This is a genomic window from Massilia antarctica (assembly GCF_015689335.1).
Classification (GTDB): domain Bacteria; phylum Pseudomonadota; class Gammaproteobacteria; order Burkholderiales; family Burkholderiaceae_D; genus Telluria_A; species Telluria_A antarctica.
In genome coordinates this window covers 4237657-4263453 of record NZ_CP065053.1, presented here as the reverse complement: position 1 = coordinate 4263453, position 25797 = coordinate 4237657, and the positions used below count along the sequence as shown (strand labels likewise).

20 protein-coding genes are annotated in these 25797 nt (G+C 65.0%); 7 read left to right on the top strand and 13 right to left on the bottom strand.

What is annotated here, in order from left to right; genetic code table 11:
• Positions 1-36 precede the first annotated feature (36 nt).
• Positions 37-735: a glutathione S-transferase family protein gene (locus tag IV454_RS19120; RefSeq protein ID WP_206087370.1), complete on the bottom strand. Its 699-nt coding sequence runs from the start codon at positions 733-735 to the stop codon at positions 37-39.
• Between the two features lie 105 nt (positions 736-840).
• Here IV454_RS19120 and IV454_RS19115 point away from each other — a divergent pair, with 105 nt between their 5' ends.
• Complete coding sequence (locus IV454_RS19115) at positions 841-1806, top strand: GlxA family transcriptional regulator (protein WP_206087369.1); 966 nt, start codon at positions 841-843, stop codon at positions 1804-1806.
• An 85-nt stretch (positions 1807-1891) separates the two neighbouring features.
• Here IV454_RS19115 and IV454_RS19110 read toward each other — a convergent pair whose 3' ends face one another.
• Complete coding sequence (locus IV454_RS19110) at positions 1892-2212, bottom strand: hypothetical protein (RefSeq protein WP_206087368.1); 321 nt, start codon at positions 2210-2212, stop codon at positions 1892-1894.
• Positions 2213-2406: 194 nt separating this feature from the next.
• Entirely contained in the window at positions 2407-2943 is a 537-nt protein-coding gene (locus tag IV454_RS19105; protein WP_229521710.1) for a gluconokinase, read from the bottom strand.
• A 1087-nt stretch (positions 2944-4030) separates the two neighbouring features.
• On the opposite strand from IV454_RS19105, the gene IV454_RS19100 reads away from it, so the two are divergent.
• On the top strand, positions 4031-6781 hold the full coding sequence (locus IV454_RS19100; protein ID WP_206087367.1) for a TonB-dependent receptor: 2751 nt from the start codon (positions 4031-4033) through the stop codon (positions 6779-6781).
• Positions 6782-6867: 86 nt separating this feature from the next.
• Here IV454_RS19100 and IV454_RS19095 read toward each other — a convergent pair whose 3' ends face one another.
• Positions 6868-7545, bottom strand: coding sequence for a hypothetical protein (locus IV454_RS19095; protein WP_206087366.1), 678 nt, complete (start codon positions 7543-7545; stop codon positions 6868-6870).
• Between the two features lie 94 nt (positions 7546-7639).
• Between IV454_RS19095 and IV454_RS19090 the strand changes: the two genes are divergently transcribed.
• On the top strand, positions 7640-8443 hold the full coding sequence (locus tag IV454_RS19090) for an alpha/beta fold hydrolase (RefSeq protein WP_206087365.1): 804 nt from the start codon (positions 7640-7642) through the stop codon (positions 8441-8443).
• 5 nt (positions 8444-8448) lie between these two features.
• Positions 8449-10023, top strand: a complete 1575-nt coding sequence (locus tag IV454_RS19085; protein ID WP_206087364.1) for a hybrid sensor histidine kinase/response regulator — start codon at positions 8449-8451, stop codon at positions 10021-10023.
• Between the two features lie 16 nt (positions 10024-10039).
• On the opposite strand, the gene IV454_RS19080 is transcribed toward IV454_RS19085, so the two are convergent.
• The gene (locus IV454_RS19080; RefSeq protein WP_206087363.1) at positions 10040-10447 is read right to left on the bottom strand and encodes a phosphatase PAP2 family protein; all 408 of its coding nucleotides are present in this window, start codon (positions 10445-10447) and stop codon (positions 10040-10042) included.
• 202 nt (positions 10448-10649) lie between these two features.
• Here IV454_RS19080 and IV454_RS19075 point away from each other — a divergent pair, with 202 nt between their 5' ends.
• Entirely contained in the window at positions 10650-11936 is a 1287-nt protein-coding gene (locus tag IV454_RS19075; RefSeq protein ID WP_206087362.1) for a hypothetical protein, read from the top strand.
• Here the strand turns inward: IV454_RS19075 and IV454_RS19070 are convergent.
• The 8 genes from IV454_RS19070 to IV454_RS19035 all read right to left on the bottom strand — a co-directional run bounded on the left by IV454_RS19070 (position 11928) and on the right by IV454_RS19035 (position 22817).
• Positions 11928-12497 carry an SRPBCC family protein gene (locus tag IV454_RS19070; protein ID WP_206087361.1) on the bottom strand — a complete coding sequence of 190 codons (570 nt, stop codon included), beginning with the start codon at positions 12495-12497 and terminating at the stop codon, positions 11928-11930. The two genes, IV454_RS19075 and IV454_RS19070, sit on opposite strands and share 9 nt — an antisense overlap.
• Positions 12494-13561, bottom strand: coding sequence for an NAD-dependent epimerase/dehydratase family protein (locus IV454_RS19065; protein WP_206087360.1), 1068 nt, complete (start codon positions 13559-13561; stop codon positions 12494-12496). The genes IV454_RS19070 and IV454_RS19065 overlap by 4 nt, the downstream gene beginning before the upstream one ends.
• 11 nt (positions 13562-13572) lie before the next feature.
• Positions 13573-15705: a DUF362 domain-containing protein gene (locus IV454_RS19060; RefSeq protein WP_206087359.1), complete on the bottom strand. Its 2133-nt coding sequence runs from the start codon at positions 15703-15705 to the stop codon at positions 13573-13575.
• 7 nt (positions 15706-15712) lie between these two features.
• Positions 15713-16213, bottom strand: coding sequence for a hypothetical protein (locus IV454_RS19055; RefSeq protein ID WP_206087358.1), 501 nt, complete (start codon positions 16211-16213; stop codon positions 15713-15715).
• 114 nt (positions 16214-16327) lie between these two features.
• On the bottom strand, positions 16328-17131 hold the full coding sequence (locus tag IV454_RS19050) for a phosphate/phosphite/phosphonate ABC transporter substrate-binding protein (RefSeq protein WP_229521709.1): 804 nt from the start codon (positions 17129-17131) through the stop codon (positions 16328-16330).
• Entirely contained in the window at positions 17128-18111 is a 984-nt protein-coding gene (locus IV454_RS19045; protein WP_206087357.1) for a fatty acid desaturase, read from the bottom strand. Before IV454_RS19045 ends, IV454_RS19050 begins: the two co-directional genes overlap by 4 nt.
• A gap of 99 nt (positions 18112-18210) precedes the next feature.
• Entirely contained in the window at positions 18211-20529 is a 2319-nt protein-coding gene (locus IV454_RS19040) for a TonB-dependent receptor (protein ID WP_206087356.1), read from the bottom strand.
• 119 nt (positions 20530-20648) lie between these two features.
• Positions 20649-22817: a TonB-dependent receptor plug domain-containing protein gene (locus IV454_RS19035; RefSeq protein WP_206087355.1), complete on the bottom strand. Its 2169-nt coding sequence runs from the start codon at positions 22815-22817 to the stop codon at positions 20649-20651.
• Between the two features lie 224 nt (positions 22818-23041).
• Here IV454_RS19035 and IV454_RS19030 point away from each other — a divergent pair, with 224 nt between their 5' ends.
• Together IV454_RS19030 and IV454_RS19025 are read left to right on the top strand one after the other, a co-directional pair.
• Positions 23042-23584, top strand: coding sequence for a hypothetical protein (locus IV454_RS19030; RefSeq protein WP_054267297.1), 543 nt, complete (start codon positions 23042-23044; stop codon positions 23582-23584).
• A 229-nt stretch (positions 23585-23813) separates the two neighbouring features.
• Complete coding sequence (locus IV454_RS19025) at positions 23814-25697, top strand: DUF3857 domain-containing transglutaminase family protein (protein WP_206087354.1); 1884 nt, start codon at positions 23814-23816, stop codon at positions 25695-25697.
• Positions 25698-25797: the final 100 nt, after the last annotated feature.

The following is a 25797-nucleotide window of genomic DNA, read 5'->3' as shown; positions in this document are numbered from 1 at the left end:
GTTCATCCTTGCCGGATCATGATTTTCTTGCGGTGCCTATCCGGTAAAGCGCGCCGAGAGCGGCTGTCCGGTGGCGTCGGCCACAAACTCGCGCACGTCCGCGAACGCGGCGCCGAACGCCGGCCGTTTCGACAGCAGTGACATGTAGCGCTTGAAGATCTCGTCGCGGCACAAGCCATAGCCGCGCGCCCAGAAAACAGCATGTCCCACGATGCAATCAGCGGCGGTAAATGCCTGTCCGCAGACGAACGGCGCCCGCTCCAGGCGCGCCGCAAGCTGGGGTTCGACTTCCTCGCGGAATTTCTTGCGGTATCGGGCCGCCGTTCGCGGGTCGCGCTCCGGCTCCGGCAAGACATGCTCATGGGCCCGGATTTGCCACAGCATCATGTCCATCCAGGTTGAGCCGAAGTGAAGCATTTGCAGGTAGTCGGCCCGCTCGGGCGACGCGGCGCTGGCCGGCGCCAACTCCGCAGCGGGGAATGCATCCGCAAGAAACGCCACCATGGCAGCGCTTTCGATCATCTGCTGCACCACGCCGTTGTCCCACGTAATCTCAAGCACAGGCACACCATGGTTGGGATTGATTCGCAGGAACTCGGCGCAATATTGAACGGCGCCGTAAAGATCGACTTTCTCGACCTCGAAGGCATCGCCGACGACCTCATGCAACATCCATTTGGTACGTGCGCTGCGGCTGGCGGGGTAATGGTATAGCTTCAGGTGTTGAATCTGCATGGTTTTCCGCGGTAGTGAATATCGATTGAGGGAAGTGGCAGTGTGGCGCCTTGCAGCTCGCGGGTGAAGAACGATATTTGACATTTTTTATGTCAAAATGGACAAATGAAAACAATCACGATTCTGGTCATGGATGGGGTATTCGACAGCAGTCTGTCGATTACGCTCGATACCTTGCATGCGGCCCAGGCCATCCTGGCGGCGCGCGGCGGTGCGCCGCAACTGCAGGTCAGGACCATCGCCGCCAAGGCGCGCATCACGACCGGCGCCGGACTGCGGATGCAGGCCGACCTCCGGTTCACGACGGCCAAGCAGGCGGCATCGGACTGGATCATTGCTCCCGGACTTGGTTACCGTTCAGATCAGGAACTGGGCGCATGTTTTGCGCGCAGCGATACCGTGCAGGCGATGCGCTGGCTGGCCGCGGCGGCAGCGGGCAAGGCGAAGATCGCGGCGTCATGCAGCGCGGCCTTCCTGCTGGCGCAAGCCGGTTTGCTCAATGGGCGCAAGGCGACCACCGCATGGTGGCTGGCTCCGGCATTTCGGGCGCGGTATCCGGGGGTGCACCTCGACGAAACGCGCATCCTGGTGCGCGACGGGCCGTTCCTGACCGCGGGCGCGGCCTTGTCGCAGCTCGATTTGATGCTGGCGATCGTGTCCGACGTGGCGGGGCAATCGGTGGCGCATCTGTGTTCGCGTTATTTGCTGATCGATCAGCGCTCGTCGCAGGCGCGCTACATGATGCGCGACCATCTGGAGCATGAAGACCGGACGGTGATTGCGGCCGAACGCTGGATCGATGCGCATCTGGCGCAGCCGATGAGCGTGACCGCGCTGTCGTCGGAATTGGCGCTCTCGCCCAAGACCCTGGCGCGGCGCATCAAGGCGGCGACCGGTATCTCGCCGATCAAATTCATTCAACGGCGGCGTTTGTCGCATGCGGCGCATCTGCTGGAGACGACCGCGCTCCCGATCGAAACGGTGGCGGCGCACGTCGGTTATCAGGACAGTACGGCCTTGCGTAAATTGATCAAACGCGAGTTTGGCGTGACGCCGAGTACCTTGCGCTAAGCTATTAGCGCCAACAGGCGGGCCATCGTGGTGGCATCGGTCCCGCAACAGGAAAACGGATATCCAGTCGCAGTCGTGCAGACGCCTATCGGCTGTCCTTGACCGTGATGCCGGCCAGCGTCTTGCCGTCGGAGCTCACCACGCAACGGGCCTGCATGGTCGAGGCGATATTCATTTCGTTCTTGGCGGAGAATTTGAGCGACACCTCCAGTTGCCCGTTGGCGCCGTGCGTGACCGGGCTCGGCGCGTCGGTGTCATACGAGATCGATTTGCTGTTGGTGGCGCGCGCCGCGATGGTGTCCATGCAGGTGCGGCGGGCGGCGGCGTCGAGCGGGTTCTCCGCCACGGCGGGTTTTCCGCAGGCGGCAAGGGCAAACATCATTGGTAGCAAGCTCAGTTTTTTCATCGTATCCCCGTCAAGTTCGAAAAATCATACATGACCGGGCAAGCCGCGGGCAAGTCCCCGGCCTTGGGCGCCGCCCCCGGAACATGATCCCGGCGGCGCAGTGAGCATATGCGGACCCGGGACCGTGGCGGCCGGAGTCGATGGTAACGGGGGCTGTTGCTATGTCGCGCAGTTCGGCTATATGCCGCTGAAAGTCATGCGCCGGCGACGGCGCCGTGGCCGAGAATACGCGCGACCTGCTCGGCGGGCGCGATGCCGACATCGAGCACCACGCCGGCTTCGTCGGCCTGCAGCGCTTCGAGGTCGCGCAACTGGCTCTCGAGCAGCGCCGGCGGCATGTAGTGACCGGCCCGCGCGCGCATGCGCCCGGCGATCAGTTCGCGCGGACCGTCCAGATGGACGAAGCGCAGCGCCGGGTCGCCCTGGCGCAACAGGTCGCGGTAACGCCGCTTGAGCGCCGAGCAGGACACGACCAGGCCGGCACCGTGCGCGCGGGCCTCGCCGATCCGCCATTGCAGGGTTTCCAGCCAGCCGGCCCGGTCGTGATCGTCGAGCGCGATGCCGGCGGACATCTTGGCGACATTCGCGGCAGGATGAAACTGGTCGCCCTCGACAAAAAGGACACCGAGCTCATGCGCCAAGGCTTGCCCGACCGTGCTCTTGCCGCAGCCGCTCACGCCCATCACCACCCAGCGGACCGTGTTGCCCAGCTTGCCGTCTGCATCGCTCATTCTGCCGCCCAAGTGAAAGTTAGCGCTAACATAGACTGGCAAGTCTAGCGAAACGGGCGAATTTGTAAAGCCCTTTTGCTCCCCGCTGCAATTGTCGCCCGGTCACACTTGTAAACAATTTCTGTGGATAAGTGTGTTAACAAACATGGCGCGAGTGCGCCAAGCCATTGCTTTTAAACAGGAAAGTGGCATTGCGCGCTCTTCGGGCAGTGTGGATAGTCGCCGCGTTGTTGGAAGTTGCAAACAGAATCTGTGGATAAGTTTGTTAACAAACCTGCCCTCCCCGCCCTAAGCCCTTGTTTATGAACGAAAAAATGCCGGTGCGCGCTTTTCAGGCAATGTGCATGGACGATGTTTCGAGTACAACTTGCGAACAGAAACTGTGGATAAGTTTGTTAACAAGCTTGCGCCATGGCTGCTAAGTGCTTGCTTTCAAACACAAATATGCCGGTGCATGCTTTTCAGGCAGCAGTTCAATGTGCCGACAGCAAGGGCAGCGCGGAACCCATCTTCCTGCCCCCAGCCTGGATGGCGGCGTTGAGCGTATCGATGCGCGGCCTCGCGTGCGGGCGATGAGCTCGCTCGCCCCAGCGCCGCGCCGGGTGAGGATGATGCTCGATTGACATTGCGAATTTGACAATATCAACACGTTTCTGCAACTCCGCCCTCACCCGCCACCAGTGCGTGGCGGGCGAAAACGCAACAGTATCGATGAACCAAGGCGCCCATGTCCGCCATCCGGGCGCACCCGTTTATGCGAACCACATGCTCCGGCGTTGCTGGCCTTACGCCGTGCGCCCTGTGCGCCGCAGGCGATGCAGGGCCGCGCGCCCGGATGATCGGGCCGTCGGCTGGCAAAGGAAACTATTGAGCTTTCGTCACGTTATGCGTAGAGTGGAAAACTTGTTAAATACTCAGCTACGCGTCAGACAGGGAAAACAGCATCGATTATTTACCCGGACGACCTGCCAGCCGGACCTGCCCGGGCGCGCCGCACGCCGGGCGCCCGGGCCGCCCTTGTCGCGGCCGGCCGGCGCCGGTCCACCCGCCTGCACCGCAATCCCCTCATCCCCACGGAGCCTCCAGCATGCGCAAGCCCTATCGCCAGTATTGTCATCCCCTCCCCGTTTCGCGCCTGACGCGCGCCGTCCGGCTGGCGCTTCACGCGGGCGCCGCCGGCCTGCTGGCCCACGGCGCCGCGTCGGCCCAGGCGCCCGATGCGCCGATGCCGAAGGTGGAGATCACCGGGTCGGCCATCAAGCGCATCGTCACCGACACCCCGCTGCCGGTGCAGGTCGTCACGCGCGACGAAATCGAAAAAGCCGGCGTGACCACCGCCGCCGAACTGATGGCGCGCATCTCGTCCAATGTGGGCGGCCTGACCGATGGCGCCAGCATCAACGTCGGCGGCGACCAGCGCGGATTTAACAGCGCCAACCTGCGCGGCATCGGCACCTCGTCCACCCTGGTGCTGCTCAACGGCCGCCGCATGGCCAACTTTGCCTCGCCCGGCGACGATAGCGGCGTCGACCTGAACAACATTCCGGCCGCCGCCATCGCCAGGGTCGAAGTGCTGCTCGACGGCGCCTCGGCCCTGTACGGCACCGATGCGATCGGCGGCGTGATCAACTTCATCACGCGCAAGGATTTCCACGGCGTGGAAATGAACGCCTACGTGCTCGGCACGAAAGAAGGCGGCGCCGGCAAGCGCGCCGCCACCCTCAGCCTGGGTACGGGAGAGCTGGAAAAGGACGGCTACAACGTCTTCGCCGTGCTCGACGTGCAGGGCACGGATCGCCTCAACACCTCGCAGCGCAAGTTTGTGGACGAGCTGCGGATCCCGCAGCGGCTCGGCCACCTGCTGTCGAACTATACCGGCCCGGCGAATATCCGCCTCACGTCGGCCCAGCGCGACCACCTGCAGGAAACGGGCTTCCTGCTCAACGGCCGGCCGATCACCAACCGCCAGATCAACCTGTCGATTCCGACCTGCGCGCCACCGGCCAATCTGTACCTGCCCGCCGGCAGCGGCGGGGTCGATGCCTGCACCTACAACTACATGGGCGACACCGAGCTGTATCCCGAGTCGACCAAGCAAAACCTGCTCAGCCGCGGCGTGATCAAGCTCGGCGCCGACGCCCAGGCGTACGCCGAAGTGGCGCTGAGCCGCTCGCGCACCAACTACGTCGGCTCGTCGGCGCGCGTGACCGGCGCCATCGATTACCGCAAGATTCCAGCCCTGGCCAATACCGGCCTGGACCAGCTCGACGACGATAATCCCGGCCAGATCGCACTGCGCCTGCGCCTGAGCGAAGCCGGCATGCGCACCAGCGAACTGACCAGCGAAAGCCAGCGCTACGTGCTCGGCGTGACCGGCATCGCGGCCGGCTGGGATTACGACGCCGCTTACAATCACAGCGTCAACACGGTCAAGGACAAGGATACCCACGGTTATTTACTGCGCGATCAGCTGCTGGCCGGCATCGCCGACGGCAAGATCAATCCCTTCGGCCCGTCCGGCGCCGAGGGCGTGGCGCTGCTGGGTAGCATCCAGGTCAACGATGTGGTGCGGCGCGCGCGCGGCACCGTCGACTCGCTCGACGTCAAGGCGTCGCGTTCGCTCATGACCATGGCCGGTGGCGACCTGGGCGTGGCGGTGGGCGCCGAAGCGCGCCGCGAGCGCACCGATTTCAATCCATCGGCATTGCTAATGAGCGACAACATTAACAATGATGACGCCCCCGAAGGCGGCAAGGCCACCAGCGACCAGCGCAAGGTCTATGCCGTGTTCGGCGAACTGCTGGCGCCGTTCACCAGACAGTGGCAGGGCCAGCTCTCGGCCCGCTACGACCACTACCAGCAGGTCGGCGGCGCCCTGAGCCCGAAAATCGGCATGGCCTGGACCCCGGACAAGGCGCTCACGGTGCGCGCCTCGGCCGGCAAGGGCTTCCGCGCGCCGTCGATGTCCGACCTGTACCGCCCCACCGTCTACAGCCAGACCGCCACCTTGCCCGACCCCGTTTTATGCGCCACCGTCGACAACAATTTCGCCGACTGCGCCTTCAACTGGGATACGCGCCGCTACAGCAATGCGAACTTGAAACCGGAACGCAGCCGCCAGTTCTCGGCCGGCCTGGTGATCGAGCCGAGCAAGCACTGGAACGCCAGCCTGGACTACTGGAAGATCAAGCGCACCGATCTGATCAGCGAAATCGGCGACGACATCATCCTGGGCAACCTGGGCAAGTACGGCAAGCTGGTGCACCGCAACGACGACGGCGAGATCGATTACATCGAGCTGCACAAGGAAAACCGCGGGGCCCAGCTCGCCAGCGGCCTGGACCTGGTGGTCAACATGCGCAGCGTCAACACCGGCGTGGGCCGCTTCGGCGCGCGCCTGAACGGCACCTACGTGCTTGATTCGAAGATCCAGACCAGCTCGGGCGACCCGTACATCAGCAACCTGGGCAAGTTCGTCACCGACACCGTGGTGCAGCGCTGGCGCCACACGGTCAGCATGGACTGGGAACAGGGGCCGCTGTCGGCCACCTTGTCGAACACCTTCTCGGCATCCTACGACGACCAGAACTCGGCCATCAACACCGACGACGGCAGCGTGGTCGCTCCCAACCGGGTCAAAGCATACTCGCTGTGGGACATGTCGCTGGGCTATGAATGGGGCAAGAACCTGAAACTGCGCGCCGGCGTGCAAAACATGTTCGACAAGGCGCCGCCGTACTCGAACCAGGCCAACTTCTTCATTTCCGGCTACGACCCGACCTACACCGATCCGCGCGGACGGCGCTTTTACGCGAGCGTGAATTACGCGTTCCGCTAGCAGGTTGCGGCGCACCGCAGGTGCGCTGCTGGTGTCCAGCCGATTGACGCGGCCGGCACGGGAAGGCGGCCGCGTCAAGCGGCCGCTCAGGCATCCGGGCAAGTACGCCTGGGCCGCCAATCCCAGGCGCCATCGGACTTGACCAGCTTGACTCTCCATGGTGCGCTCTTGCCGTAAAAGCAGGTGGCTTGCGCGCTCAATTCGCCATTCGCTTCCCACCGCTCATCCGACAAGGTGGCCGCCATATGGCCGGCTTTGACTGGATGGGGAATGAAGCTGTATCCCTCCCAGGACTTGCGCCCGTCGAGCGCATGAATGGCCCACACCGACCCATCGAGTCCGTCCGGCTGCGAACTGGTGAAATAGGCGCGCCTGTCGGGCGAAAGCGTGACCCTCTCGCCGCCATCCGTGACCGCTCCCGTCGCCTCGTTAATCAGCTTGCCGGTAGACAGGTAGATGTCCTCTGCGCGGACCAGGATAAAGCCCTCCTTGCGGGCGCAGAACTCGTAACGCATGTTGCCGTAGGGGTCATCGTACGGCGGCTCGTCGGTAAAGCTCAAGGTCTTTCCGCCGGCCAGCACCTTCAACACGTGCTTCGATTCGCGCGTGACCACACCAGGCGCCGCCGTCTTGATGCGCGCCGCCTCTTTTGCGGGGTTGCCGCTGTCGCTGCACTCAAGATCAAGCGGCAGGTTGGCCGCGTGCGCCGTTGCCGACGCCATAGCCACCAGCATGGCGCCCGCCAGTCGAATCACCTTGTTCATGCAATCTCCTTTTGTGTGCGAGGTAGCTTGCTATAATAATCGCCCGCGGTGTCCGACCCCACCGCTACCACCGTTAATCCATGGAACAACTGGCATGAGCATACAAAGCCGCAATAACGTCAAGGTATGCGGGCGCGGCCCGACGACCATCGTCTTCGCCCACGGCTTCGGTTGCGACCAGTCGATGTGGCGCTTCCTCGTGCCTTCGTTCGAAGAACAATACCGGATTGTGTCATTCGATTCCGTCGGCAGCGGCGCGTCCGACTTGGCCGCGTACGACCGGATCAAGTACGACACCCTGCACGGCTACGCCGACGACCTGGTCGAGATCGTCACCGAATTCGGTTCCGGCCCGGTGGTGTTCGTCGGTCATTCGGTCGCGGCCATGGTCGGCCTGCTGGCGACCATCAAGGCGCCCGAACTGTTCGCCGCCCAGGTCATGGTCAGTCCATCGCCCTCCTACATCGACGATGGCGACTATATCGGCGGCTTTTCGCGCGCGGATATCGACGAACTGCTCCAGACCCTGCAAGACAACTACCTCGGCTGGTCAAGCAATATGGCCCCGGCCATCATGGGCGCGCCCGCCCAGCCCGAGCTGAGCGAGGAACTGACCAACAGCTTTTGCCGCACCGATCCGGACATCGCCGCCCATTTCGCGCGCGTGACCTTCCTGTCCGACCACCGCGCCGATGTGCCGAAGTCGTCCACGCCGGCACTCATTCTCCAGTGTACCGACGACATGATCGCGCCCGTGGCCGTGGGCAACTACATGCACCGCACCCTGCCAACGAGCGTGCTGGCGCTGATCGACAATATCGGGCATTGCCCCCACATGAGCGCGCCCAGCGCCAGTACGGATGCGATCACGGCGTTCCTGGCCAAGGCGCTGGCCTGACACAGATGCTTGAACCCTCCCTCCCCTCGCCGGAGGACCTGTTTTCCCAAGCGGCCTGCGGCCTGATGCTGACCGATGTGGCCGGCAACATCCTGCGCGCGAACCAGACCCTGGCGGCCTGGCTCGGCTTCACCGAAGCCGAAATGACGGCCGGCATGCGCCTGCAGGACTTGCTCAGTGTCGGCGGCCGCCTGTTTCACCAGACCCACTGCGCTCCCCTGCTGCAATTGCAGGGATCGGTAAGCGAAGTGCAGGTCGACCTGGTGCGCAAGGACCGCACCCGGGTTCCCGCCCTGCTCAATATCGCCAGGCGCCGCGTGGGCGAGGGCTTGATGGATCAGGTGGCGATCTTCATCGCCAACGACCGCCGCGCGTACGAGCGCGAACTGCTGCGCGCGCGCAGCGCGGCCGAAGCCGCGCTGGCGGCGCAAAAGGGCGCCGAAGCCAGGCTGCGCCGGGCTAACGAACAATTGTCGCTGGCCGATCGCCGCAAGGATGAATTCCTGGCGACCCTGGCGCATGAACTGAGAAATCCGCTGGCCCCGATGCGCAGCGGCGTCGACCTGCTCAAGATGCAGTTGCCCGACCATGCGCCGCAGCGCCGCATGGTGGACATGTTCGACCGCCAGCTGCGCCAGATGTCCCATCTGGTCGACGACCTGATGGAAGTGGCGCGCATCAGCCAGGGCAAGCTGGTCTTGCGCACCGAGCCGGTCAGCCTTGGCAATATCGTCCAGGGCGCCGTGGGCGACATGCAGGCCCAGATCGCGGCCGCCGGCCACGCACTGAGCGTCACCCTGCCCGCGCAGCCATTGATGGCGCAAGGCGACCCGACCAGGCTGACGCAGATGCTGGTGAACCTGTTGACCAACGCCTGCAAATACACGCCGGCGGGCGGGCGCATTACGCTGGACCTGCGCGACGATGCCGGCGCCGCCGTCATTGCGGTCAGCGACAGCGGCATCGGCATTCCGCGCGAGGCGCTGGAAAGCGTGTTCGAGATGTTCTCGCAACTGGAACCGGCACTGCAGCGTGCGCATGGCGGCCTGGGCATCGGCCTGGCGCTGGTCAAGGGCCTGGTCGAACTGCATGGCGGCACCATCGGCGCCGACAGTGCGGGGCCGGGCCAAGGCAGCACCTTCACGGTCCGCCTGCCGCTGGTGGAACAGGCGCCGGCCATGCCGGCCGCGCCAGCGGCGCCGCCCGCCGGCGCCCCGCTCCAGGTGCTGGTGGTGGACGACAATCGCGACGCCGCGCAAATGCTCAAGGCCATGCTCGACCTCCACGGCTATCCGACCGCCCTCGCCTACTGCGGCGAGGAAGCGGCCGGTTACCTGCGGGAGCACGAGGCACAGGCATGCGTGATGGATATCGGCCTGCCCGACATCAACGGCTACGAGCTGGCGCGCCGTATCCGGGCCATGCCGCTGGCCAGGCAACCTATCCTGATCGCCCTGACCGGCTGGGGCCAGCCATCCGATATCGACGCCGCCCTGGCGGCCGGATTCGACCATCACCTGGCCAAGCCGGTCGAATTCGCGACCTTGCAGCACTTGCTGGCCGAGGTGGCGCCTCTCTGAAGCGCGCCCGCGCGCTTCAGGCAGGCATCAGCCACGCGGACACGGGAAGCGCAATCGCCGCGCCCAAACCGATGCCGGCCAGCACATCGCTGGGATAGTGATGCGCCGCGATCAGGCGGCACAGCGCCAGCAGCGCCAGCGCGCCCACGGCGAGCGGCACCGTGGCGGGCGCGGCATGGGCGATCGGCACCAGCGCGGTGGTCAGGGTCATGCAGTGCCCGCTCGGGAAGGAATACTTGTCCAGCACCTTGCTGAGCGATTGCAGCGCCGGATCGCGGTCGAACGGACGCATGCGTGCCACGCGCTGCTTGAGCGCACGGTAAAACAGATGCCCGATCAGGGTCGACAGCAGCGCCGCCTGCAACACGGCCACCGGATGCCGGATCTGCGCGAAGAAAATGGCGGCGGCCAGCGGCAGGTACACCCACCCGTTACCTAGCAGATTGATGGAGTTCGTTGTAAAGCGGACAGAGCGGTAACGCGCTAGCGGCACGATGCGTTGTACAATAATTAACTCCAGCCGCCCTGCCCTCAGCAGGGCGTGGCGCCAGCGGCTGGCGGGCGCCAGCACGATTGTTTCCGAAGTTTGCGATTGCTTGGATCGACGAAAAGGAAGAGACATTTTGATGCATCCTCACAAAGAAATGGAACTGCAAGACGCCCCCGCCAACACCTTATCCGCCCCGGCCGAACGGGTCTACAGCCAGCGCTTCCACATCGCCCTGGACGGCAATGGCGCCAACGGCCTGGAAGGCATGGCCGGGGTCTGCCTGTTCCTGTTCGATCAAGTTTCGCAAGGCTACGCGTACAAGGTGCGCTACTACGACGGCATTGCCGCAGGACATGCGGTGTCGGTCAATCCGTCCGGCACCATCGGCTTTCTGGGCAACGCCGGCCAGCACCTGCTGTTCTACGACACCAGCACGCTCGACGAGATCGGCCGCGTGTCGACCCTGCGCTACGCATGTCCGCCTTCCTCGCTGCAGGGCTCGACCCATCTGGTGTGGATGTCGGACCAGGAATTCATCACCGTGATCGGGGCCCACTTCTACCGCTTTTCCATCGATGCGCTGGAGCACGGCGAACGCCTGTGCGCGCATCAGCTCAAGCTGCCGCACGGCATGAAGCGCACGGCATCGGGCCGCTACATCGTCTACGGCTCGATGGACGGCCCGCACGACGGCCGCGATGGCGAAGCCTGCCACGTCGCCATCCTCGACCTGGAATCGATGGCGGTGAGGGTGGTCGATCTGCCGGCCACCTGCTGGCACGTGGCCGTGCATCCGACCGAAGACCGGTTTTACGGCGTTTCCTTCCGCGTGCTGCCGCAGGATCATGTCGATTATCACGAGTGGGCCATGGCCTTTCTCAAGGAATACGCCTTTGAAATCGACGCCGCCAGCGGCCAGGTGCTGCGCCATTGGGCGGCCGGGCGCGAGATACCGGCGCACATCAATTCCGACGTCTGCCTGTCCGACAGCGAGCTGATTTTTTGCAATGGCGGCAGCCAGAACGTGATCGCCATCGACCTGGCTACCTTCGCCAGCTACCGCCAGCTGGTGGACGAACGCCCTGATGCCGCGGCGCAGCTGAACCGGCCGCGCGAGGTGGTATCGCAAGTCGCCGACGTTTTCACGCGGGGCAATTTCTTTTCGAACAGCCAGCACTTCCTCGGCGCGCTGCAAGTGTCCCGCAAGTCCTTGCTCGATTCCATTTATGGCTGCCAGTTGTCGGCCGGCCAGTCGCTGCTGTTCACGGCCAACCGCGGACTGAACCACATCACCATCTACGACTACCCTACCGGAACCCTGCGGCTGCGCGTTGAGATGCCCCCGCTGCAAACCTATTTTTCGTGGCTGTCGCCGCTGGCCGATCCGCGCCTGGGCTTTCACCACGCCTGGCTGCTAGGGTGAGGCCGGCGGCGCCAGCGCCTGGCCCGGCGCCTGGGCGGCGCTGAACTGGCCGGCGGCATTGATGGCCTTGGACAAATTGCGGGGAATCAAGGTCGAGACGATGTTCTCGACCAGGCTCAGGATCGCCGGCTCGAACGCGGCCGGCAAGCGGTTCAAGAATCCCGGCTTGAGCGTGAAGCTGCCGTCGAAGCTGACCCGGGTGCCGCGTCCGGCCATGGCCGGCTCGTAGCGCGTGCTGCCGCGGCAGTCGATGTGGTCGGACAGCACCGATGGCGTGATGGCCCATTCGCACACGTGGGCAGTGTCGTCCCACTGCGCGCGGTCGACCCAGGAAATGACTTCCCCGCCGAGCGCCCCGCGCAGCATCGCCGGAATGGTTTGCCTGGCCTGCCAGCGGTTCACCAGCAGCAGGCGGCCATCGCTGCCGGTGCTGCGTTCGAGCTGCACGATGGAATCGAGATCGTCCAGCTGGACCGCCAGCTCGGCCAAGTGGTCGCGCATCACCAGCCAGATCTGGTCGACCGGGTGCTTGACCATGGTAAAGCTATGAAACGGTGTCATTGTGGCTCCTTGGATAGCATGCCGGCGCGCGCCCGGTGCACGTCGCCGGCCAGGGTCATCGAGGTGCGTACTTCCCGGCTGATGTGCGGGCTCGCCGCCAGCCAGGCGCAGGCCTCGGCCAGCGCGACGCGGGCCGGCATGGGCGCGTAGCCGAGCTGCGCGATCTTGCTGTGTTCGTACCAGTAATAGCGGCCGATCATGCGCGCCTGTTCGCGGCTGCTCAGCGGGGCGCGCCCTTGCAGGCGGGCGCGCACTTCCTCGTACGAGGCCGCCAGATAGGCCGCCGTGTGATTGACTTCCAGGCGCGGGCGCTCGACGCCGCACAGGTCGGCAATGGCGGCATGGATCGCGTTCCATTCGAGGTTGTCGGACCCGAGGATGTAGCTGTCGCCCGGCGTGCCGCGCGTGGCGATCAGCCAGTGGCCATGCGCCACATCGCGCACCGACACGATATTGCAGCCGCCCGGATAGGTCAGGCGCAGCGGATCGTTGAGGTAGGCCACGATGACCCCGTTCGACGGCCCCAGCGTGGTCGAATGCGGGCCGACCGACATGGTGGGGCAAGCCAGCAGAATGTCCACGCCGCGTTCGCGCCCGAGGGCGAGGGCCAGACGGTCCTGTTTGATTTTCGACTGGATGTAGGGCGGCTCGACAAAGCCATCAATGGGGCCGCCGTGCTCGTCGCGCGCCAGCGGCATGGTCGACGAGCCGAACACGACCGACGACGAGGTGATGACCACCCGCCCCACCCCGGCCAGCGCCGCCGCCTCGATCATGTTGCTGGTACCACTCAGGGCAGTGCGGTCGAGTTCGGCCGCGCTGATGCCGCTGTAGGCGAAGCGCGCCGCCGCGTGAAAGACGACATCGCAGCCGGCGCACAGGGCGGCCAGGCTGGCGGGGGTATCGAAAATATCGCCTTCGACATGCTCCAGCGCAAGGCCATGCAGGGCGCGCCGGTCGCTGCCGGCGCGGGTCATGGCACGCACCTCGCATTCGCGCAGCAGCAGTTCGCGGCACAGATTGGCGCCGATCAGGCCGTTCGCTCCCGTGACCAGTGCGCGCATGTCCCCTCCTCTCAGGTGCGCGGCCAGAGCGCCTGCGCGTTCTGGCCGAGATCACGGGCGATTGCCTCGCCATAGCCCTGCCAGAAACCGCCCACCCATGCGCCGAGCGCGTTTGGCGGCGGCGCGGCGGCCGGCCCGTCGACATGGGTAAAGCCATCTGTGTCGATCCGTGGCTTGCCCGGCGCCGCGCTCGGCTGAAGAACACCAGCGAACAGGGTGGCGGCAACCTCGCCCAGTGCACTCGCCAGATTGGCGAGCGTGTCCACCGGGCGCGGCGCGCTGTCGTGCGGCGTGGCCGGCACCTGCCAGGCCTGGCCGATGGCGATCTCGCGCCCTTCGAGCAAGGCTTCGAAATTGGAAAAGGTGCGGGCGAAAAAGGTGGAATATGCCTGCTCGGTCAGATGGTCCTTGAGGGCCGGATAGCGGTCGAGCTGCAAGCTTTCCAGCAAGGGCGGCAAGGCAAACAGCTGGCGCCCGAAAATGCTCACGCGCGTGCCGGCGTCCGTTGCGGAAAAGGTGATGATGCCATCGTCGAACAGCGCCGACCCGTTCTCGGAATGCAGTGTTTTCCAGACCATACGCTGCTCGTCGTCGCCGTAATGCACGCTCTCGATCTTGGAGACATCGATTTCCTTGCCGCCCCACCACGCGACGTAGTTCGGCTGCGGCAGGTAGACATTGCGTTCGGCCTGATGCAGCGGCCTGCCCTGCGCATCGCGGGTCAGTACGCGCAGCTCGCCGCCGATGTAGTCGTTCATGAATTCGATCGCACGGGCGATGTCGATCCGGCTGGCGAATTCGGTCAGCGGTACGGGAAATTCGCGCTGGTATTCGAACAGCACCGCCTGCTCGATGCGGCGCCAGCGCAGCGGCCCAGCGACACCAGGCGCGATGGCCAGCCAGGCGCGCAGCTCGTCGAGCTCGCGCTCCATGGCCAGGAAATCGGCATCCTTGCAAGCGAGCGTGACGGCGGAAATGGGCGCGTCCCTGCGCAGCAGCTTGTCCTTGGCGAGCCCGATGCGCGCCGCGTCCAGCGCCGCCGCCCACGCCCCCAAGGTCCAGTTGGCGTAGACCAGCAGCGCGCGGGCGGACGGGTCGTCGTCCAGGTTTCCCAGGCGCGGCGCGATGGCCTGGTTGCATTTTGTGTCGAGCGCATGCTTGAAGGGGAACAAGGCGGTGTCGACCTGTTGCAGCCACGGGGCGGTCAGGCGCTGCAAGGTGGGCGAGCGCTGGCGCTGGCGCGTGGCCTCGACCAGCATCGGGTCGGGCAGCAGAAAGCCGGGAAACGGGGCCAGCGAGCCGTCCAGGCCCGCCAGGGATGGGCGTCCGAAGCGCGCGATCAGGGCCGCGATCAGCGGCGAACTGGCGGGGTCGGCGCCCATCTTGATGGCGGTGGCGCAGTCGACCGCGAGCGCATCGTTGCCGGCGATGATCGTGTGGGTGGCCAGCGCGCGCGGCGCCTGCGCAGCGCCCGAGCCGTGCGCCGCGCCGCAGGCGTCGACGATGGCGATATGCGGCGCGCTCGTCTCCAGCACGGGCAGCAGCGCCAGCCAGGGATCGGTGCGCAGCCGGTAATGGTAATCCTTGTCGGCCAGCGGCAGCGCGTACAGCAAGGTACTGAGGCACAGCGCAACGTTATCGTGCTGGTCGGTCCGGCACTTGGCGAACACGATGCGCAGGTCGGCGTCGGTCCAGGCGCGCGACAGGCGCCCCGCCCACGGGTCCTGGCCGGCGGCCGGCGCATCGGCCAGCTGCTCGGACAGGTCGACGATATCGTAGGGCGTGCCGCTGCTGGTTTCGTACCGGTAGCCGAGCAGGTCCGCGAGCACGGCGACGTCGCGGTTGCCGAGCCAGGTGCTGGCGCTGTCGGCGCTGGAGGCGATGGCGAGGCTGGTCCAGCCATCGGCGGCGAGCAGGTCGAGCAGCGCTTCCACCAGCTCGCGGCGCACCACCACGGGACTGTCGGGGGCGAACGCGGCCAGGTCGAGCAGAATAACCGCGCTGTTGTTCGTCGAATCCGGCGCGGCCGGCACGCAGCCCGCGCGCCGCAACGCCAGCCGCAGCAGGTCGGCCGGGCTGGCGCCGTCATCGTCGACGATGACGAGCGCCGCGCTGGCGGGGACGACGGAACGATCGTTTGCCATCTGCGCCTTATTTTTTCTTGGCGGCAGATGCTGCCGGTCCGCCTTCCGCAGCCGCAGCCGCAGCCGGCGCATTGGCCTGCGGCGCGGTAGCGCACGGCGCGCCGCAGGCCGCCGGCAGCGGATGGCCGATGCCCACCAGCGCATATGCCCAGTTCACATACGCGGTACCGAAGCGGACGCTATCCTCCACCGCACCCATCGCCCCGCGCAGCGCCAGTTCCACGGCAGCTTTTGCCACGTCGCCGACACCGGTGCTGCCGCTGCCGAAATCGAGCAAGGCGTGACCATATTCGACTGCGGAACGCCCATAGCGGTTGGCGGAACTCTGCAATGTCGTTTTTGCGGCATTCTTAATTTCATCAAGAGCGACGGCCATGATGCTCTCCAATATCAAAAGGGCGACCTGATTGAAGTGGGTGCAAACAACAAGGTGCGGGACGGGCTGGGAAAGCGCCGTGCTTGACGGGTGGCAGCGATGACAGCTTGCCGGCAGACGACTCTGCCCCATGGCGCAACATAGGTGCACCAGTTACATGCTATCGGAAATCAGCCAGCCCAATCGCAAGGGATTGATGTCGATGAACAAGGGTTGATCTGTGTCAAACCAAGCGCGTTTTCGCTGTCAGGCCAGTTGCGGATAGCCATATGCGCGCGCCTCGGCGGCGAGCGCCTCGATGCGCACGTAATCCTGGTCGCCGCATGGCGCAAATGCGCGGATGGACAGTGCCGCCATCACACCGGCCAGCTTTGGTGACGGCGCCAGCAAGGCGCTGCGCAGGCATTCGCGCACGGCATGCGGAACGGCGGCGCCGGTGACGAACGGCAAGGCGGGCGACGGCGCGGAATGGCACACGACCGCCAGGCCATCCAGGCTGGACGGCTCTTCCCGGCGCAGGTAGCCGAGGGTGACGCAATCGATGGCCGCCAGGTCGGCCTCGCCGTCTTGCACCAGCGCCAGGCTGGCGCGGTGGCTGCCCGACCAGCGGACCGCGCCGAAGAAACGGCCGTCGCGCGCCAGCGGCGCCACGGCATGGCGCAGCGCGTTCATGCCGCTGTTTGAATCGATGTCGTTGACGGCGGCGACGCAACCGCGCGCCCCGGCTAGCGTGCCGATGGCGCCGCCGGCGCGCACCACGATGGCGCTGGCATAATCGCTGCCCTCGCAGCCAGGAAACGCGTACGCCGGCGTGGCGAGCAGCGCGACGTGGCCGCGCAGCCGGGTCAGGTAGGGATAGCCGCAGGTCTGGCTGAGCAGCATGTCGGGCCGCTGCCAGAAGTCCGGCAAGGCCGGCGTGTGTTCGAGCTCGACGGCCTCGCCGAAGCCGTCCGCGCGCAGCACATCGAGCAGCGCCTCGAACAGGGTGTCGTACCCTGCCCTGACACTGGCCGACACCTCATACATGGGGAACGCGGCTTTCCACGTCACGGACCGACCTCCGGCAGATGAGGATGAACGGGCGGATCGACCGGCGTCACGCCGAAGCGGCGCATCAGTACGCCGTACCCGCGCACATAAAACCCGCCGCTGCGCGCGATATACGCATCGCGCCGCCCGTGATACACCCGCCCCAACAGAAACCAGGGCAGCGACGGCACATCGTGGTGGACCAGATGAAAATTATTGTTCAAGAATAACAGGCGGAAGACAAAGCCATCTTCGTTGAGCACGATGCGCTGCTTGTGCTCTTCGGCCGGGCGATGCTCGTAAAACGAGCGGATCATCGCCAGCGACTGGGCCGGATAGGAAATCGCCAGCACATAATACAGCGCCGTCACCCCGGATACCGCCTCGACTGCCCACAACATGCCCCCCAGCATGGCCAGATGGCGCAGCCACATCGGCACATTGCGCCAGTTCCCCTGCAGCGGCTCGCGCACCGCTTGCGCCCAGGCACCGCCAATCGCGATGGCCGGCCCCACCAGCAACCGTCCCCAGAAGGTCTTGTTCAACCACAGCAGCGCCTGCATCGGCTTGCCCAGGCCGGCCCAGGTGGCCGGCGACACATAATGGCTTTCGGTATCGAGCGCCGGCATGGTCAGGTGGAAATCGACGTGATGACGCAGATGGCTGTCGCGATACAGGCCATACGGATACCACACGGCCAGCGGCAGGGTGCCGAACAGGCGGTTGAGCGCGGGCCAACGCGTGGGATGGCCGTGGATCAACTCATGCTGAAGGGACATATACCACGCGCACCACCAGATCATCAGCGCGCTTGCACCGGGCGTGCCCAGTTCGCGCCAGAACGCCAGGGTGGCCAGCCAGCCGCCATGGATGACGACGATCAGCAGCCAGGTGGGCCACTCGCCGCGCCACAGCGGGCGCGCGCGTTCGCTGCGGATTTGCCCCTGCTGCGCCGCATCCAGGTAATGGGAGCGCGCCTGCCGTGCCCGTCGTGATTGCATAAGTCATCCTTGGTTGCTCACACTGGCATTGTGGGTGGCCGCGGCAGGTCGGACGTTGACCTGCCGCATCACCGACCTGCGCCCGGCAGCGCCCTGCCGTCAGAAGCGCGACTTGACCCGCAGGCCGACCGTGCGCGGACGCGCCATGAACAAGGTATCGCCGGGCTGGATGGCGATACTGTTGGTGGTGGCGTCGCTCACCTTGTTGCCGTTCGTGAGATTGGTGCCGAACAAGCCCACTTCGATGCCGCCAGTGAGGTAGGTCACGGTGGCGTTGAGCGTATTCGATGATGGAATTTCCGCATAGCTTCCCTGGGCGGCGGCAAAATTGGTGTAGGCACGGCCCTTGTAGGCATAGCTGGCGGCCAGGCCGATCGCATCCGTGCCAGCCAGCGCAATGCGGTAGCTGGCGGTGACGCTGGCCGCCACGCGCGGGGCGTAGGGCGTGCGCGCGCCGGCCGGGATGTTTTGCGCCGCGATGCCGGTGATCACGGCATCCCGCGCGTAGGCATGGTTGTAGGCGGCATTGACGCCGATGCTGGCGTGCCGGGTCAGCTTGACCGAGGTTTCCAGCTCCACGCCTTCGCTGCGAATCTTGCCGGCGTTCTGGGTGAAGTAATACGTGCACGGCAACTTGTTGAAAACCTGCACATCGTTCCAGTTGGTCAGGTAGGCATTCACATTGAAGGTCATGCGCTGTCCGAACAGGGTATTCTTGGAACCGGCTTCGTAGCTCCACAGGCTGTCCGGCGCGAAGGTGGCGGGCGCGTGCACGCCGCAAAAGCTGAACGGCACCGGCTGGTTATTGCCGCCATAGCGGAAACCCTTGCCCGCGTTCGCATACAGCATGTGTTGCTGGTCGATGCGATAGGCGGCCGCGAAGCGCGGATTGGCGCCCTGGGCAGTGGCGCTGCTGCTGCTCGTTTCCGGGCTGCCGACCGGGGCGGCGGGGGTCGCGCCCGCCAGATTTCCGAACAGGCCGCTGAAATGCAGGTCGAAATCCTGCGTGCCCTTGAACAGGCGCAATCCGGCGGTCAGGTCGAGTTTGTCGAACACGGTGTAGCTGCCTTCGGCGAACAGCGCGACCTGATGCGAACTGGTATCTTGCCGGCCCGAGAAATAGTTGTCGCGTGTCGTCGCCAGGTCATTGGCCTGCGAGCTGTAGCCGGGGAAATTGCGGGTCTCGCCGAAACGCGAATCGAAGCCGGCGGTGGGCTGTTCCTGGCGCAGCTTGCGCTTGCCGGTTTCAAAAAACGCGCCCGCGCTCCACTTGAAGGGGCCGCCATCGCGCGAGTTCAGGCGCACTTCCTGGGCAAAGTCGGTGACACGATTATCGATCGTGTAAGCCGACGCCATCAGGGGATTCTTGCCACCGAAAATGAAGGCGGTGGCCGGATACTGGGCCGACGTGGCATAGCCGGTGTCACGGTGCAGGTAGGAGGTCGACGATACCAGCTGCGCGCCGCCCAGCTCGTAGTTCACGGCCAGGTTGACCAGTTGCAGCGCATCGTTGCTCTTTTGCGGCAGCAGCGCATAGGTGGTGAACGGCGCCAGCTTGCCGTAGGCGTCGTTGATGCCGCCCTTGATATTGGAGGCGGTGACGCTGGCATCGATTACCAGGCCGGGTTGCGCGCGGATGCGCAGGGCGGCGCGGCCCTGGTTGGTCGAGACGGCGTTGGTGGTGGCGCCATTGAAGTCGTTGCGGATGTAGCCGGAATCGGCGCCGGTGTAGGCTGTCAGGCGCAGGCCCGCCACCTCGTCCTTGAGCGGCACGTTGAGCATGCCGCGCAGATTGTGGTTGTTGCCGCCGAATCCGGCGCTGCGCGAAGCGACCGCTTCCACCGAGCCGAACAGGTCGTTGGTATCGGGCTTTTGCGTGATCTGGCGCACCGCGCCGGCCATGGCGCTGGCGCCGAACAAGGTGCCCTGCGGACCTTGCAGCACTTCGATGCGCTCCAGGTCCAGCACCCGCAGATCCGGATTGCCCGATTTCAGGGTCACCGGCATTTCATCCACATACACCGCCACCAGCGAGGCATCCTGGATTTCGGACGGCACGATGCCGCGCACTACCAGAGCGCGCATGGTGATGTTGTTCACACCAGGTCCCTGCTCCTGCACGCTCATGGCGGGCACCAGACGGGAGATATCGCCCAGGTTGCCGAGCCCGAACCTGGCCAGCCCTTCCGGCTGCAACACCGTGATGGCGGCGGCGACCTGCTGCGCGTCGACGGCGTTGACGGCGCGCGTGGCGGTGATCTCGACCCGGTCGACCTTGTCGGAATCGCTGTTTCCGGCGGCTTGGCGCGCCGCGGCGCGCGCGGCGGCGCTGGTCGTCTCCGGCTGCGCCTGTGCCGTGGCGATGACGCCCAGCGACAACATCGCCAGCGCTCCGTGTGCAATCAACTGCTTACCCATTACCATTCCCAATCCGTTTATTGATACCGCATGCCAAAAAGTGTACAGACGCCACGCCTGCCTGAACACGAAGATTACCGACTTTGCTTATCTGAAAAAATCAGCCAGGACCTACCGGCTCACAACTTCAGTTCCAGCATCGCGCGCAGCACCGTGCAGGTGGGCGCGGTCACCGTTTTGGTTTGCAACAAGGACTCGCCCGCATAAGCGGAGCGCTTGACGTCGTCCTCATGCAACAGGTTCGTCGCGCTCAGGCGCAGCTGGGCCTTGGATGTGAGTTTCCACAACAGGTAGCCCTCCACCACGCGCTTGTCGGACTCGGCGGCCGTTTCGTAGCGCGACAGGCGCACCGCGCCATTGCGGGCATAAGCGAAGGTCGCCCCGGCCGTCACCGGCGCCGAGGTGAAGCTGTAGTCGCCGCCGATATTGACCGACAGCGGCGCCTGGCTGCCGATCCGGTTGTCCGGGCCCGGCACCGCCTCGACCGACGACCAGGTGCGCGCGAGCGAGGCGCGCAGGTCGAGCGCGGGGGCGCCGGCGAGCAACTGCGGCAGCTTGAACTTGGTATCGAGCGTGATGCCGCGCGCCTGCGCCTGGCCGCTGTTGACCGGGCGCGCCACCCAGCGTCCGTCCTCGGACACGGTGCGGGTCAGGGTCACGTCATCGATGCGGCGCGTGAACAGGCCGGCGCTGACCATGCCATCCTGGCTCAGGTAGTGTTCCAGGGCCAGGTCGAGGCCCAGCGCGCGCTCGGGCCGCAGGTTCGGGTTGCCGCCGGTGTCGGGCCGCGTCACCGTGTTCACCAAGGACAGGCTGCGCCCCGCGATCAGGAGTTCGCCCGACGGCACCCTCCAGGTGCGCGCCAGCCCCAGGCGCAGCTGGTCCGATTTGCTGCCGGGCAGGCGCCAGACCGTCTGCAGCACCGGGCTGACCATGGCCTTGCCGAAGTCGGCCTGCTGGCCGAGATTGTTCGCGCTGCGCAGCATCACCCGCTCCCAGCGCAGGCCGAGGTACAGCGCCACCCGCGCGGCGATATCCCATTCATCCTGCGCGTACAGCGCCGTGCGCCGGCTGTCGACCTGGAAGCCGGTGCCGGCCTGGTCGAGCTGGGAGCGGCCATCGATCGCATCGGCGCGGTTCACTTCATCGCGGTCGCGCTGGAATTCCACGCCGGCCACCACCGCATGTTTGTCGTTGTAGACGCTGCGCAGCTTGGCCGAGGCCGTCACGCCGTGGCTGTGGTTGTCGCGCGCGGTGTCCTGGCGCTTGTGCACATCGGCAAAATCGACGCCGCTGGCCGCTTCCGTGCGCCCGTAGGTCGCGCCCACTTTCGCTTCCAGCTTGCTGCGCTCGCCCAGGGTGGCCAGCCAGCTCAGGTTATTGCGCATGGTCAGCGCCGAACCGTGGCTGGTGTAGGTTTCGCTGGCATACGGCGTCGGCGGCCCCCGCAGGAAATCGGTGTGGCCGCGGCCGGCACTATCGTAGTCGATCCCGGACAGATAGCTTTGCAGCGCCAGCGAACCGTCGGCGCCGAACTTCCTGCTGATGCGCGGCGCAAGATTCCAGTTCCAGCCGCGATCCTGGTTGAACTGCGCCATGCGGCGCAGCAGCGGGCCCTGCTCGTCCCTGCCCTCGGTGCGGGTCAGGAAGGTTTCGTCGCCGCTCAGGCGGCGCAGCGCCCCCGTCACCAGCCACGCCAGCGCATCGTGCTGGTCGCTCCAGGTGCCCGACACCTGCGGCGTGGTGCGTTCGTTATCGTGCGACAGGCCGGCGCGCAGCTGGCGCTGGGCCTTGCCGCTGCTGCGCTTGAGGATGATATTGATGGTCCCGGCAATCGCCTGCGTGCCCGTCTCGACCGTGGGAACGGCCAGGATCTCGATGCGTTCGACCACGTCGGGAGCGAGGTTGTCGAGCGAGAAACCGGACGGTGCCGCTTCGCCGTTGAGCAGGATGCGCACATAGCCGCTGCCCAGGCCACGCATGCTCAGTTCGCCGCCTTTGCGACCGGGAACGCCGTTGACGACAATGCCGCTCTGGCGCCGCAGCACATCGAGCACGCTGGCGTCGCCGTAGCGCGCCAGGTCGGCCGTGACCAGGGTCTGGCGGAAGGTGCCGGACTGGCGCCGTTCATCGCCGCGGCTGGCGGCGACCTCCACCTGCGGCAGCTGGACTTGCACCGGTGCAGGCGCGGCCGGCGCATCGGGCGCTTGGGCGCGGGCCTGGCCGCAGGCGAGCATGGCGGCGATTGCCGGCGCGCGGAGGAAGGGGGAAAACGGGATCGTCGTCATGGCGGGTCGGGGCAGGAGGCTGGAGCGGGCGCGCGCTGCGCGCGTCGTTGCCTTCGGTCAGGAATGAGGCGCCGGAATGATCGATCATTTTGTCAACAATGTCAATTTTCACATGACTCGCCGGCCTCTCCCAAGCACCGAAGCGGGCGCGGCGATGCGCACGGTAGAATACGGCGATCGCTGCGCGCCGCACGGCTCGCAGCGGTCAAGGAGAAACGCGCGCCATGCACATCAGCCAGCATCCCAGCCATACCCTCGAACTGCGCGTGCGCGAGCTGCGCCAGCTGTTCAACTCGCTCGATCCGACGCCCTTCCTGAACAAGGACCTCGACCGTGCATGCGAGGCCTACATCGAGAACTGGGCGCTGTCGCTGCCGCACGATTGCCACTTGCACCTGACCATCCATGTCGAACAGCTCCCATCGGCCAGCGAAGCGGACGCGCTGGTGGGCGACGCCATCCACAATTATTACGGTTACAAGATCGAACTGGTGCGGGGCGAACTGCGGCAACTGCTGCGCCTGGGCCGTCTTAGCCTGGGGGTGGGCCTGGTCTTCGTCGTCGCCTGCCTGCTGCTGGCCGAAGCCATCACCAGCTTCATGCCCGGCCCCGGCGCCAAGATCGCCCACGAAAGCCTGACCATCATCGGCTGGGTGGCGATGTGGCGCCCGGTGCAGATTTTTCTGTACGACTGGTGGCCGCTCAAGGGGCGCATCAAGGTCTTCGAGAACTTGCGCTTTGCGCGCGTGAGCGTGGTTCAGGCCTGAGCCACGGAACGCGCCGGCTTATTCAACCCGCACCAGAAGGAAGGCATCGCCGCGTTCAATAACGCTCCGGAGACCGCCCAACGCGGCAAGCATATCGACAAGCTTGCCAAATCAGCCAAATAGAAAGATATTCAACTAGTCAATTTGCAAGACCATCGTGCCGGTTTATAATGTTTTCATGCAAACAACAATTTGTTGTGAGAACGATCAAATCCACGTGGAGAAATACTTGAAAGCCAGATTACTGCATACCGCAGCATTGTTGATGTTCACCCTGCCCGCCAGCGCGGCCGGCGCCGCCCCGGCCGGGGAGCCGGCGGAGCTGTACACCCGCCTCGAACGCTATCACGTCAGGTATTCGCTCAACGACGACTACACCAGCAGCGAAACGCACGACTGGGCAATGAAAGTGCTCAAGGAAAAAGCCCTGTCCAGCGCCAAGGAAACCTCGATCTCGTACAGCACCAGCATTGAAAAAGCCGAAGTGCTGAGCGCCTACACCATCAAGGCGGACGGGCGCCGCATCGACGCGCCGAAATCGAATTTCCAGGTCGAAACCAATACCGGCAATGCCAAGGATGCGCCGGTGTATTCCGACCGCACCACCCTCACGGTGGTGTTCCCGGAAGTGGCGGTCGGCGACACCGTCGGTTTTTCGTACAAGTTGACGCAGACCGAACCGATGTTTCCGAAGCAGTACTCGATCGTTCAATACTTCAACCGCGGCACCGCTTACGATGACGCCAAAATCACGCTCGACTATCCGGCCGCGCTCGCGGCCCAGCTCGACGTGCGCGAACTGACCCCGGATTCCAGCACCGAAAAGAACGGCCGCAAGGAACTGTCGTGGACCTTTTCCAACAAGGTACCGCTGAAAGACAAGCGCAACGATTACTCGGTGTTCGACGTCGATACCCTGCCGGGCCTGGCGTTTTCGACCTTCAAGTCGTATGCCGACATCGCCCAGGCCTACGGCGCGCGCGCCACGCCGAAAGCGGCCGTCAGCGAGGAAGTCCAGGCACTGGCGGACCAGATCGCCAAGGACCAGAAGACCCCGCGCGACACCGCGCGCGCCCTGTACGACTGGGTGTCCACCAACATCACCTACGCCGGCAACTGCATCGGTACAGGCGCCGTGGTCCCGCACGACATTTCCTTCATCCTGAAAAACAAGATGGGCGATTGCAAGGACCACGCCACCTTGCTGCAAGCGCTGCTGGCAGCCAGGAAGATCGACAGCACGCAAGCGCTGATCAACGCGGGCAGCGGCTATCGACTGGCCAAGGTGCCGGTGGTATCGCGCGTCAATCACGTGATCAACTACTTGCCGGCGTTCGACCTGTTCGTCGACTCGACCTCGGACTCCACTCCATTCGGCATGCTGCCCTACAGTTCGCAGGACAAGCCGGCCTTGATGGTCGACGGTTTCAAGGAAGGCTTGAAAACCCCGGCCGCGCCAGCGGGGTCGAATGTCCAGACCATGAAAACGCGCATCAGGATCAACGATGACGGTTCGGTGAGCGGCAGCGTGGACGTGGCGCTCAAGGGCCAGTATGCCCTCGGCCTGCGCGAAGGCCTGCGCAACGCCAGCAAGGAAAACATGGACGACATGGTCAAGAACGTGTTGAGGGGCATGGGCTATACCGGAACGGGCAAGTTCGAAGGCGACGATCCGGCCGCCTTGACCAATACCCTCAATTACAAGGCCAGTTTCGAGTTCAAGAACTTCACCCAGTTCCCTGGCGCGGGCGCCTTTGTCATTCATCCGGTGTTCGTCAGCAGCGCGCCGGTCGCGCGTTTCACGGCGGTTGGCGCCGACGATGAGGCAACGCCGACCGAGTTTGCCTGCTCCAACGGGGCCAGCCTGGAAGAATATGTATTCACCTTCCCGAAGAAGATGAAAGTGCTGGCCGTGCCCGATAACATGACATTCAAGTCGGCCAACATCAGCTACAAGGCGAGCTATCGCCTCAAGGGCAACCAGCTCACGGTCACGCGCGAGGTCGACGACCACACCCGCGGCAACGTCTGCGCCCCGGCCATCGCGGAAGAATACAAGGCGTTTTCCAAGAAAGTGCTGCCCAACCTGAAGGCGCAAGTCGTCTATAAATAAGCGGCTGTTGCGGTTCCAAAAAACGCTCGCTGCCGGCAATGGGAGCGAGCGTTTTTTTTACCCGTCGCTTTGCCGCGATCAGAACCGTGCCGGGGCTGGC